Origin of the sequence: Methylobacterium sp. Leaf106, from assembly GCF_001422895.1 — a bacterium.
Classification (GTDB): domain Bacteria; phylum Pseudomonadota; class Alphaproteobacteria; order Rhizobiales; family Beijerinckiaceae; genus Methylobacterium; species Methylobacterium bullatum.
Genome location: NZ_LMNB01000001.1, coordinates 395853 through 413079 on the forward strand (window position 1 = coordinate 395853; position 17227 = coordinate 413079).

At 68.5% G+C, this 17227-nt stretch carries 15 protein-coding genes; 5 read left to right on the forward strand and 10 right to left on the reverse strand.

Annotated elements, in window-relative coordinates; translation table 11 throughout:
* Positions 1-114: 114 nt before the first annotated feature.
* The 7 genes from cckA to flgB form a co-directional block, all read right to left on the reverse strand.
* Complete coding sequence (gene cckA, locus ASF34_RS02035) at positions 115-2784, reverse strand: cell cycle histidine kinase CckA (protein ID WP_056158184.1); 2670 nt, start codon at positions 2782-2784, stop codon at positions 115-117.
* Between the two features lie 120 nt (positions 2785-2904).
* The gene (flhB, locus tag ASF34_RS02040; RefSeq protein WP_056158185.1) at positions 2905-3972 is read right to left on the reverse strand and encodes a flagellar biosynthesis protein FlhB; all 1068 of its coding nucleotides are present in this window, start codon (positions 3970-3972) and stop codon (positions 2905-2907) included.
* Between the two features lie 50 nt (positions 3973-4022).
* Complete coding sequence (gene fliR / locus ASF34_RS02045; RefSeq protein ID WP_018042713.1) at positions 4023-4787, reverse strand: flagellar biosynthetic protein FliR; 765 nt, start codon at positions 4785-4787, stop codon at positions 4023-4025.
* A gap of 31 nt (positions 4788-4818) precedes the next feature.
* Complete coding sequence (gene fliQ / locus ASF34_RS02050) at positions 4819-5085, reverse strand: flagellar biosynthesis protein FliQ (RefSeq protein ID WP_018042712.1); 267 nt, start codon at positions 5083-5085, stop codon at positions 4819-4821.
* Between the two features lie 278 nt (positions 5086-5363).
* A complete protein-coding gene (fliE, locus tag ASF34_RS02055; protein WP_018042711.1) occupies positions 5364-5681 on the reverse strand; it encodes a flagellar hook-basal body complex protein FliE in 318 nt (105 codons plus the stop codon).
* 29 nt (positions 5682-5710) lie between these two features.
* A complete protein-coding gene (gene flgC, locus ASF34_RS02060) occupies positions 5711-6121 on the reverse strand; it encodes a flagellar basal body rod protein FlgC (RefSeq protein WP_018042710.1) in 411 nt (136 codons plus the stop codon).
* Positions 6122-6158: 37 nt separating this feature from the next.
* Positions 6159-6584, reverse strand: coding sequence for a flagellar basal body rod protein FlgB (gene flgB, locus ASF34_RS02065; RefSeq protein ID WP_027174273.1), 426 nt, complete (start codon positions 6582-6584; stop codon positions 6159-6161).
* Between the two features lie 230 nt (positions 6585-6814).
* Here flgB and ASF34_RS02070 point away from each other — a divergent pair, with 230 nt between their 5' ends.
* A complete protein-coding gene (locus tag ASF34_RS02070) occupies positions 6815-8248 on the forward strand; it encodes a hypothetical protein (RefSeq protein WP_056158188.1) in 1434 nt (477 codons plus the stop codon).
* An 11-nt stretch (positions 8249-8259) separates the two neighbouring features.
* On the opposite strand, the gene ASF34_RS02075 is transcribed toward ASF34_RS02070, so the two are convergent.
* Both ASF34_RS02075 and ASF34_RS02080 read right to left on the reverse strand, forming a co-directional pair.
* Complete coding sequence (locus tag ASF34_RS02075; protein ID WP_056158191.1) at positions 8260-11397, reverse strand: efflux RND transporter permease subunit; 3138 nt, start codon at positions 11395-11397, stop codon at positions 8260-8262.
* A 19-nt stretch (positions 11398-11416) separates the two neighbouring features.
* Positions 11417-12610, reverse strand: coding sequence for an efflux RND transporter periplasmic adaptor subunit (locus ASF34_RS02080; RefSeq protein ID WP_056158197.1), 1194 nt, complete (start codon positions 12608-12610; stop codon positions 11417-11419).
* On the opposite strand from ASF34_RS02080, the gene ASF34_RS23575 reads away from it, so the two are divergent.
* Complete coding sequence (locus ASF34_RS23575; protein WP_274533737.1) at positions 12609-12740, forward strand: hypothetical protein; 132 nt, start codon at positions 12609-12611, stop codon at positions 12738-12740. The genes ASF34_RS02080 and ASF34_RS23575 overlap by 2 nt on opposite strands.
* A 55-nt stretch (positions 12741-12795) precedes the next feature.
* On the opposite strand, the gene ASF34_RS02085 is transcribed toward ASF34_RS23575, so the two are convergent.
* Complete coding sequence (locus ASF34_RS02085) at positions 12796-14034, reverse strand: amidase (protein ID WP_056158890.1); 1239 nt, start codon at positions 14032-14034, stop codon at positions 12796-12798.
* A gap of 408 nt (positions 14035-14442) precedes the next feature.
* On the opposite strand from ASF34_RS02085, the gene ASF34_RS02090 reads away from it, so the two are divergent.
* From ASF34_RS02090 to ASF34_RS02100, 3 genes are all read left to right on the forward strand, one after another.
* The gene (locus ASF34_RS02090) at positions 14443-15171 is read left to right on the forward strand and encodes a GntR family transcriptional regulator (protein WP_018042702.1); all 729 of its coding nucleotides are present in this window, start codon (positions 14443-14445) and stop codon (positions 15169-15171) included.
* 126 nt (positions 15172-15297) lie between these two features.
* Entirely contained in the window at positions 15298-15522 is a 225-nt protein-coding gene (locus ASF34_RS02095; protein WP_018042701.1) for a hypothetical protein, read from the forward strand.
* 70 nt (positions 15523-15592) lie between these two features.
* Positions 15593-17224 carry a DEAD/DEAH box helicase gene (locus ASF34_RS02100; RefSeq protein ID WP_056158200.1) on the forward strand — a complete coding sequence of 544 codons (1632 nt, stop codon included), beginning with the start codon at positions 15593-15595 and terminating at the stop codon, positions 17222-17224.
* Positions 17225-17227: the final 3 nt, after the last annotated feature.

Genomic DNA, 17227 nt, shown 5'->3' on the forward strand with positions numbered 1-17227 from the left:
ATGGGGAGAGCTCAAGGCTCAATGTGCCTCGGATGCGAATGATGTACTTGTTTTGTTCTCTTTTCGCAAGGTGCCTGGTGCCGATTTCGCATCATTCGGTGGGAGAACGTCGCCCTAACGGGCGATCGTCTCCTTCACCGTTTCCACGAGCTGCTTGAGGCTGAAGGGCTTGGGCAGGAAATTGAAATCCTCGCCCTCGGGGAGGTTCTTGCGGAACGCGTCCTCGGCATAGCCGGAGACGAAGATCACCTTCAGGTCCGGGCGGTGCTTGCGCAATTCGCGCAGCAGCGTCGGACCGTCCATCTCCGGCATCACCACGTCGGAGACGACGAGGTCGATGGTCTGGTCGACATCGCTGATGAGGGCCAGGGCGTCGAGGCCGGAGGCGGCTTCCAGAACCGTGTAGCCCCGTGCCGACAAGGCTCGGCTGTTGACCGCGCGCACCGGATCCTCGTCCTCGACCAGCAGGATCACGCCCTGCCCCGTATGATCGGGCGAGGGTTTGCGCGGGGCGGATTGCCCGCTGCCGGGCTTTTCGACGTCGCGTGCTCCCCGGAGCCGGCTGGCGGCGATCTCCGCGTTGCTCTGCGGGGCGGCGGATGCGAGGGCGGGATCGGGGGCGGGCTCGGCGGCCGGTTCGTGACGCGGCAGGTAGATTCGGAAGGCCGTGCCGCTGCCCACGGTCGATTGCACGTCGATGGTGCCGCCGCTCTGCTTGACGATGCCGAACACGGTGGAGAGGCCGAGGCCCGTCCCCTTGCCGATGTCCTTCGTGGTGAAGAACGGCTCGAAGATCTTCTCCATCACGTCGGGCGGGATGCCCTCGCCGGTATCCAGCACCTCGATCAGAACGTGGTCGCCCGCCGGTGCGCCGGGCCGGCGCTCGGTGTTCTCCAGTCCTTCGAGGATGTTGGCGGTGCGGATCAGCAGGCGGCCGCCATTGGGCATCGCATCGCGGGCATTGACCGCGAGATTGACGATGACCTGCTCGAACTGGTTCACGTCGGCCTTGATCGGCCAGATGTCGCGCCCGTGCTTGAGGTCGAGGTCGACACGCTCGCCGAGCAGGCGCTTCAGCAGCAGCGTCAGGTCGGACAGCGCCTCGCCGACATTCATCACCTCCGGTCGCAGGGTCTGGCGCCGCGAGAAGGCCAGCAGCTGCCGCACCAGGCTGGCTGCCCGGTTTGCGTTCTGCTTGATCTGCATGATGTCCTGGAAGGCCGGATCGGTGGGCCTGTGGCTCGCCAGCAGAAGGTCGGAATAGCCGATGATGGCCTGGAGGACGTTGTTGAAATCGTGTGCGATGCCGCCGGCGAGCTGGCCCACTGTGTCCATCTTCTGGGTCTGGGCGATCTGCTGTTCGAGCTGGCGCTGCGCCGTGGTGTCGAGGGCGTAGAGGATCACGCGCTCGCGGTCGGGCTGGGAGGACCCATCCTCCGCAGCCGCGGTGTCGCCGCCGGCCGGGCTGAGCCAGACCCGCGCCGAGCGGTTCCCCGGCCCCGCCAGTGCGACCTCGATGGGTTGCACCTCGATGGTCCCGTCGGCGGCCTTCACCAGGGCGCTCTCGAGGGCGGCCCGGTCGCGGTCGACCAGGGCCTCCCACATGGTCGGCTCGGTGCCGAGTTCGCCGCGCCCGTCCGGCACGGCCTGGCGCGGCGTCCCGCCGAAGAGCCTGGCGAAGGACGCGTTGGCGCGCGCGATGCGCCCGGTGGGGTCGAGGGTCGCGATGGCGATGGGGCTGTTGTTGAGGAAGCGAGCGAGCCGCACTTCGGCGGCGCGCTGCGGCTCGTCGCTCTCGGCCCCGGCCGAGCGGTTGAGCACGAAGGTGCGCGACGGTCCGGGCTTGCCGTCCTGGCCGAAGGCCACGCGGTGATAGAGCCGGGTCGGCAGGGGCTGGCCGTTGCGGCGCCGCAGGTCGAGGTCGAAACGGTCCGTGCGGACCTCGCCGGGTAGTCCCTCGGTGGCGGTGAGCACATCGGCGCTGGGCGCGATATCGGGCAGGCGCAGGCCGCCCGAGCCGACCGTGGCGAGGTCGTAGCCGAGCCAGAAGGCCAGCGTCGCGTTCATGTAGACGATGGAGCCCGACGGATCGATGGAGAGGAAGCCGGCCGGCGCATGATCGAGGTAATCGATCGCGTGCTGAAGCTCCTGGAAGACGTTCTCCTGGCGCTCGCGCTCGTGGGTGATGTCGGTGACCGTCCACAGGGTCGCCGGAAGTCTCGGCCGCTCCACCGCCCGCACGGCGATGCGGAACCAGGCGAAAGCGCGCTCGGTCTCGCCCTGGGGCGGGGGCGCCATGCGGATCTCCTCCACATGGCCGCGCCCGTCATGGGCCGCCTGGGCGAGGCGGTAGACCGCCTCCGATACGTCCGGCGAGCCGACGAAGACGCGCTCCACCGGCCTGAGGTTGGAGAAGGTCTCCCCGCCGGAGATCCGCAGGTAGGCCTCGTTGGCGTAGATCAGGCGGCCGCCATCCTCGACGACGATGGCGCCTTCGGGCGAGGCGTCGACGATGGCCTTGGTGATGTCGTCGCGGCCGGTCTGGCCCGCGAGCTGGAGCGCGCCGATCGCCAGGGCGAACAGGCAGAACACGCCCGCCATGGCGAGCAGGGCGAGAAGACCCAGAATGAGCGGCTGCGCCTGCTCGTTGGCGACGAAGGACAGGCCCACCGCCGCGCCGACGAGAAGTCCGGCCAGGACGAGGAGCAGCCCGACCCGCCCAGGCCTTTCCGACCGGTCGATGGCGCTCGACACCGGTTTCGTTGGTCCGCTCACCTCAGCCATCTCGGCGCCATTCCACCCTCGAGCGATCCCGGTTAGCGCCCAGGCCGCGTCGGCAGCAAGGGTGTCCGCCGGACGTTAGGGACAAGTCTCGTCAAAAAAGGTGCATAAAGCGTGGCGCTTTCACGCCGCCCTGCGCTTCAGCCGCATGACGAAGCCGATCACCTCGGCCACGGCGCGGTAATGCTCGGCGGGAATCTCGGAATCGATCTCCACCGTCGCATGGAGCGCCCGCGCCAGCGGCGGGTTCTCCATGATCGGCACATCGTGCTCCTTGGCGACGGCGCGGATGCGCAATGCCAGGGAATCGACGCCCTTGGCGACGCAGATCGGCGCCGCCATGCCCGCCTCGTAGCGCAGGGCGACGGCGTAGTGGGTGGGGTTGGTGACGACGACCGTGGCGGTGGGGACGTCGGCCATCATGCGCTTGTTGCCCCGCGAGGCGCGGATCTGCCTCATCCGGCCCTTCACCTCCGGATTGCCCTCGCTCTCCTTGTGCTCCTGCTTCATCTCTTCCTTGGTCATGCGCAGCTTCGAGCGCCAGCGGAAGCGCTGGTACAGGGCGTCGCCCATGGCGATGACCACGAAGATGGCGAGCATGCCGCCGAGAAGCTTGAGGGCGATGCCGAGGATCGCGGGCAGCATCGCCGCCGGATCGAGCCGGGCGAAGACCTCGAGCCGGTCGCGCTCGTTCCACAGGATGGTGCTCGCGACGACCCCCACCAGCATCAGCTTGGCGAGCCCCTTGAGGAACTGGACCAGGGCCTCGACGCCGAAGATGCGCTTGATGCCGGCCATCGGCGAGATCCGATCGAATTTCGGCATCAGGGCATCGGTGGAGAAGACAAGCGGGTGCTGGACGAGACCGCCGGCGAGGCCTGCGATGACCACGAGGCTGACCGGAATCACGAGCGCCTGGGCGCAGATGAGCAGCATCCGCATCCCCATCTCGGTATAGGCGGTGGGGTCGGAGGGGACCTGATGCGCGTTCATCAGGAAGGCGCGCAGGCTCACCACGAGATCCTTGGCGATCGTTCCCGATGCCAGCAGCAGCGCCATCGTGAAGGCTGCCAGGATGAAGAAGGTGTTGACCTCGATGCTGTTGGCGACGTTGCCCTGCTCGATCGCCTTTTCGATGCGCCGTTGAGTCGGCTCTTCTGTCTTGTCTTCCTGGTCGCTGTCGTCGGACACGGCTCAGCGCTCCCCTGTCCGGCGCATCGTCGGAACGTTCGACACCGCCTTCATCGCCCGGTCAACTCGCCGAGGTAGCGGCCGATATCGTCGAGGAAGACGCTCATCATGATGCCGAGGCTGCCGAACAGGATCAGCATGCCGATGAGCACGGAGGCCGGCACCGCGATGAAGAACACCTGCATCTGCGGCATCAGGCGCGAGAGCACGCCGAGGCCGACATTGAACAGGATCCCGAAGGCGATGAACGGCGCCGAGATCTGGACCGCCAGGAGGAAGCCGCGCGCCATGGCCCGGAGCGCCAGCTGGGCCGCCTCGCCCATGGCCAGAACGCCGTCGGGCGGCAGCATCACGTAGCTCCGGCCGATGGCATCGAGCGCCACATGATGCAGATCGGTGGCGAGGATGAGGGTGATGCCCAGCATCATCAGGAAGTTGCCGAGCGCCGCCTGCTGGCCGCCCTGCGTCGGGTCTACGGTCATCGCGTAGGACAGGCCGAGCTGCTGCGAGACGATGACGCCCGTGGTCTGCAAGGCGGCCAGCACCATGCGGACGGTGAGGCCCAGGACGAGCCCGATCAGCAATTCGCCGATGAGGAGCGAGATCAATCCGGGCGCCGCTAGGGCCGCGCCCTGCATCGGCAGCAGCGGTCGCACCATCGGGAACAGGATCAGCGAGACGAGGAGCGCGAAGGCGAGACGGATGCGCGGGGAGACGGATTGCTCGCCGAGCCCCGGCAGCAGCATCATCAGCGTGCCGATGCGCGCGAAGGTGAGCAGGTAGGCCGCCGCGATGCCGGGCAGGAGCAGGTTCATGATCCTGCATAGCAGCGCCCGGCCCGGCGCGTCATCCGCCCGATACGATGCGGGCGGCGATGCGGGTCATGTAGCCGGCGAGCGCGTCGCCCATGAAGGGCAGCATGAACAGGAGCGCCGCGAAGACGGCGACGATCTTGGGCACGTAGATGAGCGTCTGTTCCTGGATCTGCGTCAGCGCTTGGAGCAGCGACACGATGAGGCCGACCACGAGGGCGACGATCATCAGCGGCCCCGCCACCTTGAGGAAGACGAAGATTCCGTCCCGGGAGACGTCGAGGATGGCAAGGCCGGTCATGGACTGATGTCTCGTTGTGGGTGAAATGGCAGCGTCTGGTGCGCATCCCCCTCCCCACTGAGGCTACTGGATTCGCACATTTCGCGGGTTGCGCGGCCCTCCTCCCCCTTGTGGGGAGAAGTTGGAGGTGGGGGTGGTCGGGTGACCCTGATGCTGCGGAGGCTGGCGGAGCCACCCCCACTCCTGACCTCTCCCCACAAGGGGGAGAGGGACGCGATCTGCCTGAAAGGGAAAAACGGGTGGATCCAGTCGCCCGGTGAGCTGAGGGGATGCTCGCGCTAGATCTGCATCCGCATGATTTCCTCATAGGCGGAGATCACGCGGTCGCGGACGGCGACCAGGGTCTGCAGGGCGGTCTCGCTCTCGGCGACGGCGGTCACCACGTCGACGACATTGGCCTTGCCGCCCGCCACCGACAGGGCCTGGGCATCGGCTTTCGCGCCGCTCTCGCCGATCTTGTCCATGGCCGAGGTGAGCAGCGAGGTGAACCCGCCATCCGCCCCCGAGGTCGGGGCGATCCTGGGCGTACCGCCCTTCATCCCGCCGATGTTCTGGACGGCGGCGTAGGCTCCTGCGGCGAAGGCGTTGGTCGGCATGGCGGCGGACTTTCGGGAGAGGAAGAGCGTCAGGCCTTGAGGATGGCGAGGGTGGCGTTGATCATCTTGCGTGTCGCGGTGACCATGTTCAGGTTGGCCTCGTAGGAGCGCTGGGCCTCGCGCATGTCCATGTTCTCGATCAGCCCGTTGACGTTGGGCATCCGCACCTCGCCGCGCGCATCGGCGCTGGGATTTCCCGGATCGTACTTGGTGCGGAACGGCGAGTTATCCCGCCTCACCCGCCCGGCCTCGATCATCGACGCGCCGGTCTCGCGGTCGATATGCTGGGTGAAGGTGGGGATCTTGCGCCGGTAGGGTTCGGCGCCGACCCCGCTCGGGGCCGAATCCGCGTTGGCGATGTTCTCGGCGATGATCCGCATCCGGCCCGACTGGGCCTTGAGGCCGGATGCCGCGATGGTCAGGGATTTCAGGAATTCCACGGCGCGTACTCCGCAAGCTTAAGGGTGGGCGGAACGATCAGCGCTTGCCGATGGCGATCTTCAGTTTGTCGAGGCTCTTCTGGTACATCGTCGCGGCGAGCTGATAATCGGCCTGGTTGTCACCGGCCTTCATCATCTCCTCCTCGAGATTGACCCCGTTCCCGCTCGGCCTAATCTCGAACCCGTTGAACCGGCGCGGCTCCGCGCCCGGGCCTTCGGGGCCGCCGTTGAGAGCGATGTGAGCCGGGCTGGTGACGGCGAGGCCCGAATTGCCACCCGTTGATCCGGAGGGCTGGGCGAGATCGCCGGTCCCGCCGCCGAAGCTGGGGCTCGCGAGATCGCGCGGCTTGAAACCCGGCAGATCGGCGTTGGCGACGTTCTCGGCGAGAAGCTTCTGGCGCGTCTGATGCCACTGCATCCGCGTGCGAAGCATGGAGAGAATGGGGAGATCGGTGACGGACACGGTGCTCGGAGCCCCTCGGCGCCGCCGGACGACCCCGGAGCGATGGGCAAAATCTGCCGCCTCCATGGTTAACGTCCGGTTAAGAGCCTGTCTGTCAGCAGCGGATGCTCGGCGCGGAAGTTGCCTGTTAACGAACTCTTAACGTTATTGCCTTCCGCCGCTGCGATCGTGATATCAGGACAACCTGTGCTGCGTAGGGCCTCCGGCCCGAAACCCGAAAGAGCCCGATCTTGTCAGCGTTCTTTAATTCGGACGGCTCCTTCCCGCTCCAGTTCCTGATCATATTCGCCGTCATTTTCGCCGTTCTGGCCGCCATCGTCCTGATCTTCCGGCGGTTCTCCGGCAGGGGCATGGCCCTGTCGAAATCCGGTCCGCGCGGCCGTCAGCCCCGTCTCGGCATCGTCGACATCTACGAACTCGACCGGCAGCGGCAGCTGATCCTGCTGCGCCGGGACAATGTCGAGCATCTGCTCCTCGTCGGCGGTCCCAACGACGTCATCGTGGAGCGCAACATCCACCGGGGCGCGGGAGCCCGGCTCCCGCTCGACGAGTCGGCCCGGGCGGAGCCGCTCCCCGAAGAGCCGGTCTTCGAGCCGGCCCGGCCCGCCGATCCGCCCGCGCCGCCGGTCATGCAGCCTCCCGTCTTCCACGAGCCCAGGGCGCCGATTCCGGAACCGGCCGCGATCGTCAACGCGCCCGCCGAGCCCCCTGGCGAGGGCCTCGCCGAGTCGAAGCCCGCTCCCCGCTTCACCAAGGCGGATCTGATTGCGGCGAAGGCGGCGCGGCGGAACCCGCCGCCGTTGGCCAACCTGAAGCCCGAAGCTCCGGACCTGCCACGTCCGGCGCTCACCGCGCCGGACGTGGTCGCCGAACCGATCGTCCCTGCCGTCGAAGCGCAGAAGCCAGTCAAGGCGCCGGAAGCCCCACCCGCACCGGTGGCGCCCGCCGTGATCGAGGCGCCGAGCCCGGAGAAGGCCCCGGAGAAGGCCCCGGAGAAGGCCCCGGAGAAGGCCCCGGAGAAGGCCCCGGAGAAGGCCCCGGAGAAGGCGGTGCGGCCACAACCTCCGGTGAAACCCGCGCCCGTCGCGGAGGCGGCTCCCGTCGTTCCGCCGACCCTGGCGCGGCCGACGAGTTCCCGCCCCGTGGACGCGGCCATCCTGTCCGACATGGCGCGGCAGCTCGAAGAGGCCCTGCGCCGGCCATCGGCCGCGATCTCCCCGTCCACGCAGGCCGTCCCGTCGACACCGCCAAAGGCGCCCCCCGTGCCCCCCGCCGAGCCGAAAGCGGCGGCGGCGAAGCCCGAACCGCGTCCCGAACCCGTTGCCCCGGAGAAGGCAAAGGCGGACCAGCCGATCGACCCGATGGCGGCCGCCATGGCCACGCCCGTGGAGATCGTCCCGGACGAGTCGCCCGTGGTTCCTGCGAAGGACAAGCCGGCGAGTGCCAGATCGGCTCCGACCGAACCGGTCTTCGCCGATGCCGTGTCGAGCGAGCCCGCACGGAGCGAACCGGTGACCACCGAACCGGACGTGTTCCTTCCGGCCCCGCCGCCTCCACCCGCTCCCAAGAAGGTGACTGCCGCGAGCCAGAATCCCTTCTCCGTGGAGGAGATCGAGGCGGAGTTCGCGCGGTTGCTGGGACGTCCCCTCGACAAGAAGGGCTGACCCCGCCGCGGCTATTCCGCGGCGGAGCGTGACGGGAAGCCCTTTCCGTCATTGGCGAGTGTGGTCCGCAGGGCGAAGGCCCCCTCGGTGGGCTCGTCCTTGCGCCCGATGAAGCGACCGAAGAGCCGGACGAAGAAGCGCGACAGGTCGTCCACCAGGACGAAGATCGCCGGCACGAAGATCAGCGACAGGCCCGTCGAGACAATGAGGCCGCCGATGACCGCGACGGCCATCGGCGCGCGAAATTCGCCGCCGATGCCGAGCGCCATGGCCGACGGCACCATGCCCGCCGCCATGGCGATGGTGGTCATGACAATGGGCCGGGCGCGTTTTCGGCCGGCGTCGATGATGGCGGTGGCGCGGTCGACGCCCCGCGCCATCTCCTCGATGGCGAAATCCACCAGCATGATCGCGTTCTTGGTCACCACGCCCATGAGCATCAGGATGCCGATCACCACCGGCATCGAGATGGGCATGTGGAAGATCAGCAGCCCGAGGATCGCCCCGCCGATGGAGAGGGGCAGCGAGAACAGGATGGTGAGCGGCTGAAGGAAGTTGCCGAACAGCAGCACCAGAACGCCGAACACCATCATCAGTCCCGCGCCCATGGCGAGCGCGAACCCTTCGAACACCTCCCCCATGATTTCCGCGTCGCCGGTCTGGCTGATGCTCACGCCCGGCGGCAGGTTCTTCGCGGTCGGCAGCGCCATCACGGATTCGATGAGGGTGCCCAGCGCGTCCGAGCCCTCCATGTCGGCCTCCAGGGCCACGCGGATCGAGCGATCGTAACGGTCGATCGCCGTGGGACCACGCCCGAGGCTGAGATCGGCCACCGTGGAGAGCGGAACGGAGGCGCCCCCCTTCACCGGGACTTTCAGGCTCTCCAGCTGGGACAGGTCTCCGCGCAGGGCGAGGGGCAGCTGAACCCGGATCGGAACCTGCCGGTCGACGGCGTTGAACTTGGCGAGGTTGGCGCCGATGTCGCCGATCGTCCCCACCCGCACGGTCTCGGCGATGAGGTCCGTCGAGACTCCGAGATCGGCCGCGACGCCGGCTTTGGGGCGGATGCGGATCTCGGTGCGGTCGAGGGGGGCGGTGGAGAGCACGTTGACGAGGTGGGGCACGGAGGCGGCCTCGCGCTGCAATTGCGCCGCCGTCTCCGAGACGAGGCGCAGGTCCGGCCCCGAGACGATGAGGGCGAGATCGCGCTGGCCGCTGTCGCGCAGGGACCAGAACCGGATGTCCGGCTCCTCCCGCAGGATCGCGCCGATGACCCTGTCGAGCTGCTTCTGGGTGCGGTGACGGGCGTTCTTCGGAGTCAGGTTGATGGTGAAGCTCGCGAGCCGCACCTCCTTCTTGGCGGGCAGCTGGCGGCCGCCATCCACGAACACGCTGCGCACTTCGGGCAGCGCCTTGATCCTGTCGACGATGCCGTCCGTGACGCGGGTGGTGTCGGCGAGACGGGCACCGGGCGGCAATTCGACCACGAAGATCGTCCGTGCCGCATCCTCCGCAGGCAGGAAGCCGGCGGGCAGCAGACCGGTGGACATGATCGATCCGGCAAAGCAGGCGAGCCCCACCACCAGGGTGATGAACTTGTGCCGCACCGACCACGCGACCACGCGGGTATAGGCCCGCATCACCGGCCCCTCGCGCTCGTGATCCGGTCCGTGATCGCGCAGGAAATAGGCGGCCAGCAGCGGCGTGATGAGGCGCGCCACCAGCAGGGACATGAACACGGCCGCCGCGATGGTGAGGCCGAACTGCTTGAAATACTGGCCGGCGATGCCGCTCATGAAGGAGACGGGTGCGAAGATCGCGATGATCGTGGCGGTGATCGCGATGACGGCGAGGCCGATCTCGTCTGCGGCCTCGAGAGCCGCCCGGTAGGCGGATTTCCCCATCCGCATGTGCCGGACAATATTCTCGATCTCGACGATGGCATCGTCCACCAGAATGCCGGTCACGAGGGTGATGGCGAGCAGGCTGACCGCGTTGAGCGAGAAGCCGAGGGTGCTCATCACCCAGAAGGTCGGCAGCACCGAGAGGGGCAGCGCGATGGAGGCGATGAGCGTCGCCCGCCAATCGCGCAGGAACAGGAACACCACGATGACGGCAAGCGCCGCGCCCTCGATGAGGCTCAGCATCGCCGAATGGTAGTTGCCCACCGTGTTGATGACGGAGGTGTCGATCAGGTCGAACCGGACACCGGGATGCTTGGCGGCGAGATCGGCGATCTTGCGCGCCACGGCGCTGGCGACCTCGGCATCGCTGGCGCCCGTCGCGCGTGAGATCGCGAAGGCGACGACGGGCTCGCCGTTGAAGCGCGCGAAGGTGCGCGGCTCTTCCGAGCCGTCCACCAGCGTCGCCAACTCGTCCAGTCGGACCTTGCGGTTGCCCGGCACGACGATCGAGGTCTGGGCCAGGGTGTCGAGGCTGGCGGCACCGGCCAGCGTCCGGATCGACTGTTCCTGGCCGCCGAGTTCGCCGCGCCCGCCCGCCATGTCGGCCGAGGTGAGGCGGAGCTGGCGGTTCACGTCCGCCGCGGTAATGCCCAGCGCCAGGAGCCGGTCGGGTTTGAGCGTCACGCGGATCTCGCGGGCGACACCGCCCAGGCGCTCGACGCCACCGACGCCCTTCACGCCCTGGACCTGCCGGGCGATCACGTCGTCGATGAGCCAGGACAGGTCCTCCGGCGTCATGGCCGGTGCCGAGGCGCCGTAGACCATGATCGGCAGTCCGGCGATCTCGACGCGGCTGATGATCGGCTCGTCGATGGTGCGCGGAAGCGTCACCCGCACCTTGGCGATGGCGTCCTTCACGTCGTTGACGGCGCGGTCCACGTTCACTTCGAGCCTGAACTCGATGGTGGTGGCCGAGACGCCCTCCGAGATCGTCGAGATGATGTGCTTGACGCCCTTCACCCCGGCAACGGCATCCTCCACCACCTTCGTCACCTGGGTCTGCAGCTCGGAGGGAGCCGCGCCGGCCTGGGTGACCTGGATCGCCACGATCGGGATGTCGATGTTCGGGAACTGCGTGATCGGCAGCGAGCGGAAGCTGACGAGCCCGAGGATCATCAGGACGAGGAACAGCACGATCGAGGTGATCGGCTTGCGGATCGCCCAGGCGGAGATGTTGAGGCGCATGGGCTGACGGGTCCGATTCTCAGCGCGACGTCACGGAGGCGGCGGCTTCGGCCTTCGGCTGCACCGGTCTGACCCGGTCGCCATGGCGCAGAAAGCTGCTCGCCCGCGCGACGACGGCCTCGCCGGATCTCAACCCCTCGCGGATTTCCATGAACCCGTCCGCCGCGAGGCCGGAGACGACCTTGCGGGCCTCCACCGTGCCGTCATTCACCACGTAGACGAGGGCCGCGCCATCGATCCCGTAGAGTACGGCGGAGAGGGGAACGGCCACGGAGTTGCGCCGCGCCACCTCGACCTTGCCGCGGGCGAAGGCACCGATACGCAGGGCCGGGTCGCGGTCGAGGCTGATGCGGATCTTGCCGAGGCGCGTCAGCCGGTCGATCTCCGGGTCGATCCGGCGGACCTTGCCCGTCACGATCCTCCCCTGGTCCGCTTCGAGACGCACGATGTTGCCGCGCTCGATCCGGGGCATCCAGGTTTCCGGCACCTCGCCTTCGAGTTCGATTTCGCCGCGCGCGATGAGCCGGAACAACGGTTCGCCCGTGGAGGTCGCCGCCGCGCCGATCCGGGCGATGCGGCGGCTGACGATGCCTCCGTCGGGTGCCTTGATGTCGGTGCGCGCGCGCCTGAGGGCGATCTCGTTGCTCTGCGCCCGCGCCGCCGCGAGATCCGCTTCGGCAAGTTGCAGGCCGCCCTTCGCGGCAGCGAGCCTGCCTTCGCCGCCTTGGGCGGCCGAGACCCGCTGCTCCAGCACCGCCGCCGTGGCGTTCCCGGTCTTGATGAGTGAGCGGGCACGCTCCAGCGAAAGATTGGCCTCGATCTGCGCGGCCTCGGATTGGACGATCTGGCTGCGGGCCTGAACGATGGCCGCCTGAGCCTTGGCGATGGCGGCGACGTTGGCCGCCTCCTGCGTGGCGATCATCTCCAGGGAGAGCCGGGCCAGAACCTGCCCTTTCTCGACCTCGGCGCCTTCCTCCACCAGCAATTCGGTGATGCGGTAGCCCTCGATTTCGGGCGCCACCAGGATCTCGTCGCGCGGGACCAGGGTGCCGGTGACCACCGCCTGCTCGACGATCTCGCGATCGGCGGCGGCGACGATGGTCACCGCCGGCGCGGGCGCGGTGGAACCGCTCGCCGGCGGGACTTCCGCCGCGTGGATCACATGGGACGACACAAGGAGCGGAAGGATCAATAAGAGCCGAAGCAGGCGCATGAAGAGGTGGCTCACCGTTCGGCGGATCGATCTGGAAGACATCGTCGGCGCGGAGCCGCTTTATACGCTGATGCAGCGTGACACCGGCGTTTTCGTGACGCTCGACGCATTGCGTGTCGCAATACTTTGACCTTCGTCGGTGCGACCCGCCGAAATGTACCGGTGTCCGGACATTCGGGACGACCTCATGGCCAGTCGGTGAAAGCTTTCTCCAGGAATTTTGCCGCCGCGAGCGCTCGCGCATCGTCTCCGAAGCGGGCGATGACCTGCACCCCGAGCGGCGGGCCCTCCCCCGGCACGGGGACGGTGACGCACGGCACGCCCATCATCGTCCAGAGCCGGTTGAAGCGGGAATCGCCGGTGGAGGCGTAACCCTCCGGCGCTGGGCCCGGGGCCGAGACCGTCAGCAGGACGTCGAGGTCGGAATTGCGCAGGATGTCCCTCAGGCTGCGCCTGGCGTGATGCGCCACGCGCCGGGCCGCGTCGTAGGCGGCGGCCTCGATGGTCCGGGATGTGTCGAGATGGGCGCGCAGGAGCGGCGGGAGCGAATCGCGGTGGGTTTCGTATTCCCAGGCGAGGGCTTGCGCGGATTCGAAATCCTGGATCGTCGCATGCTCGTCGAAGGCATGGCGGAACTCGTCGGGCAGCGTGAAGGCGCGGATGCCGGCGCCCGCCGCTTCCGCCATAGCCCGCGCCCGGTCGAGGGCCTCCAGCGCCTCGGGTTCGGCAGCCTCGCAATAATCCGGGACGAGCAGCCCGATCCGCGGCACCGTGGCGGGCTGGTCGATCTCCGGCCGGCCGGCGATGAGGGCGAGGGCATGGGCGGCATCGGCCGCGCTTGCGGCGAACAGGCCGAGCGTGTCGAGGGTCCAGGAGAAGCATTTCACCCCCACCGTCGGCAGCAGTCGGAACGACGGTTTCACGCCGACCACGCCGCAATAGGCAGCCGGCCGGATCACCGAGCCGCCGGTCTGAGTTCCCAGGGCCAGCGGCAGCATGCCCGCGGCCACGGCCGCCGCCGAACCGGCGGAGGATCCGCCCGGCGTGCGGCCCGGCGCACGGGGATTGCGGGTCTCGGTCGGATCGATGAAGGCGAAGGCGGTGGTGGTGGTCTTGGCCAGGGGCACTGCGCCGAGGCGCTTCAGCCGCGCCACGATGGGGGCATCGGCGCGCGGCTGCCAGCCACGATAGATCGACGACCCCATCTGCGTCGGCAGGTGGGCGGTGTCGATGATGTCCTTGATGCCCACCGCGATTCCAGCGAGCGGTCCCGCATCGGGAACGTGCGGATCGGGATCGGTCGCCACGAAGGCGCGGATCGATGGTTCGTGCTCGGCTATCGCGTCCCGGGTCAGCGCCACGGCCTGCGCGGGGGTGAGCGACCCCGCTTCGATACGGGCGCGCATGGACAGGAGCGAGAGCATCGTCATCGGGTGGCTCGCGGGGACGCGGTTGATGGGAAGCGGGTGGCTCGTTCTAAGCAGGTTTCACCAAGACGGTCACCGGTTTGGCGTTCCGAAACCTCTGACACCCCAAAGGTAGGAGCGAGGTGAAACCTCGGCCTGCCGACGCGAACCCGCTCAGGGGGCGGCGAGGAGCGTCTCCGGCCGCCCGTTCGGATCGTCGAGGTGATGGCAGTTGCGCCGGGGAACGTCCAGCGGAGCGCCGTTCCGCGAGGCGTCGGCCTTGCAACTTCCGGATGAGCCATTCATTGCCGCTCAGCTTTGGTCTCTCTCATGCATGGCGCGTCGGCCGAGGGAGAGCGACGATGGAAAGCGTGCCCGAGACACGCGCCAGGCCGGAGCGCTTCGAGAGTAGGGATGTGGGAGACGATGGCGGGAGTCGAGACGCAGGCGGCCAAGGATCGCGTGGGCATGATGTGCCAGTCCCTGCGCCGCGCCATCGTCGAGCGTGCGTTGGCACCCGGTGACCGCCTGCCGGAGGATGCCCTGGGCGAGCGCTTCGGCGTGAGCCGCACCATCGCGCGGCAGGCTCTGGGGCAACTCGCCGGTGAGGGACTGGTGGAACTGCGCCGCAACCGGATCGCCATCGTGGCGACCCCGAGCTGGGAAGAGGCGCGCGACACGTTCGAGGTCCGCATTTCCCTCGAGCGCCTCGTGGTCCAGCGCCTGGCCGGTCGCCTCACCGCCGAGCAGGAAGCGATCCTGCTCGCCCATATCGACCAGGAGGACGCGGTTCGCGGCGGACCCGAAGCCCCGTCGATCCGCCTCGCCACCGAGTTCCACTTGCTTCTGGCGCGGATGACCGGCAGCCCCGTCCTCGTCCGCTACGTGGCCGAGCTCGGCTATCGCTGCGCGCTGACCCTCTCGCTCTACAGCCGGCCGCATTCGTCCGATTGTGCCGTCAACGAACACCGCGAGATCGTGGCCGCGCTGATGGCCGGCGACGTCGACCGGGCGACCCACCTGATGGATCACCACCTCGATGCCGTGGCGGTGCGCGCGCACATCGTCGCCGAGCCGCCGCGAGACCGCGACCTCGGCCGGGTCCTGGCGCCCTACGTCACCGAGAAGAGTACGTTGCGACGCCGGGCTGGTTGAAGCGGCGCAAATGCGATTCCGCGCCGGCTTGCGACATGCGCCAATCCATCGGCTTTAATCTCTCGGCAACCCTGAAAGCCTAGGCCCCTCTCCTCGGACAGCCGGCCCTGACAGGAGAAGCCCGCCTTGCGTGAACCGTTCGTTCCCGATGCGCTGGCCGAGCGGCTGCGGGCCAAGCGGCGCAATACGAGGCCGGTAGCGGCCCTGGTCTGCGAGCCCGCCAAACCCGTCTTCGCCGAGTTGCTCGATGGGCGCGGGCATGGCACCGGGCAGTTCGTGCGTCTGTCGCAGGGCATGGTGGAGCGCATCGCGCGGGTGATGCGCGATGAGGTCGTCGGCGGAGGGGCTTGAGCGGCCGGCGAGGCCGCATCCCGCTGGACTGCTGTTCCGGTTCTGCGAGAACGGCCGTACAGAGCCGGCGATGGATCTCAGACCCTACCAGCGTGCCAGCCTCGATGCCCTCTATGCCTCGTGGCGCGACGAGACCGGCGATGGGCTGATCGTCCTGCCCACGGGGGCGGGCAAGGCCTTCGTCATCGCGGCCCTGGTGCGGGAGGTGATCGCCGAGCGTCCCGATGCGCGGATCGCCATCGTCACCCATACCCGCGAGCTCATCGCCCAGAATCATCGTGAGCTCATGACCTACTGGCCGGATGCGCCGGCCGGCATCTACTCGGCCGGGCTCAACCGGCGCGAGACCGCGACGCAGATCCTGTTCTGCGGCATCCAATCGGTCTGGAACCGCCTCGACGCCATCGGTGCCTTCGACGTCGTGGTGGTGGACGAGGCCCATCTGATCCCGCGCGATGCCGAGACCCGCTACGGTCGGTTCCTCTCGGGCCTGCGCGCCGCTCGGCCGGACCTGCGCGTCGTCGGCCTCACCGCGACCCCGTACCGGCTCGATAGCGGCCGCCTCGACGAGGGCGAGGGCCGGCTGTTCGAGCGGATCGTCTACGAGGCCAATGTCGGCGACCTGATCCACCAGGGCTACCTCGCCCCCCTGATCTGCAAGGCCACCGCCACGGCGCTCGACGTCTCGGGCGTCGCCAAGCGCGGCGGCGACTACATTCCCAGCGCCCTCGAAGCGGCGGTGAACCAGGACTGGATCACCCGCGCGGCGGTGGAGGAAATGGCCGGTTTCGGCCGCGACCGCCGGGCCTGGCTCGCCTTCTGCGCGGGCGTCGCCCATGCGGAGGCGGTGCGCGATGCGGTTCGGGCGGAGGGCTTCAGCTGCGAGATGGTGACGGGCGAGACCGGCAAGCGCCAGCGCGACCGGATCGTGCGCGACTTCACCGCCGGGCGCCTGCGCTGCCTCACCTCGGTGGGCGTCCTCTCCACCGGCTTCAACGTGCCGCGCGTGGATCTCATCGCCCTGTTGCGGCCGACCCAGAGCACGGGGCTCTACGTCCAGCAGGTGGGTCGTGCCTTGCGCACCGCGCCGGGCAAGTCCGATGCGCTGATCCTCGACTATGCCGGGCTGGTGCGGATGCACGGGCCGGTGGACATCGTCACCGCGCGCAGTGCCGCCGCGATCAAGGGCCGTGAGGGCGAGGTGCGGGCCAAGCCCTGCCCCGGCTGCGGCGCGCTCATCGCCCTCAATGCCAGCACCTGCGAGGCGTGCTGGGTGGAGCCGGACAAGACCGAGGAGGATGGGCCTGGCCACGAGGCAGCGGCCGACGACGAACATCCGATCCTGTCCCGCACGGTTCCGGTCTGGCAGGGTATCTCCCGATGGCGGCTCGGTCGCCATGCGGCGTCCGGCAGCCTCGATGTCGAGTTCCGGACCGAGGACGGATCGAGCCACCGGGTGCGGATCGCCCTGGAGCAGGCGGGCTATGGTCGCGAGAAGGCGGTGCAATGGTGGCGCCAGCTCGGCGGGGCGCGAGATGTGCCCATGACCGTCGTCGAGGCCCTGGCGCGGACCGAGGAACTCACCCGCCCCGCCGCCATTCTGGTCCGCGCCAACGGCCGGTTCTCGGAAAGCGTCAGCTACCGCTTTGCGGACGGCCGGACCTTCGTCGATACACGGCGGCTCGCCGGAGCCGACGCCTGAGCG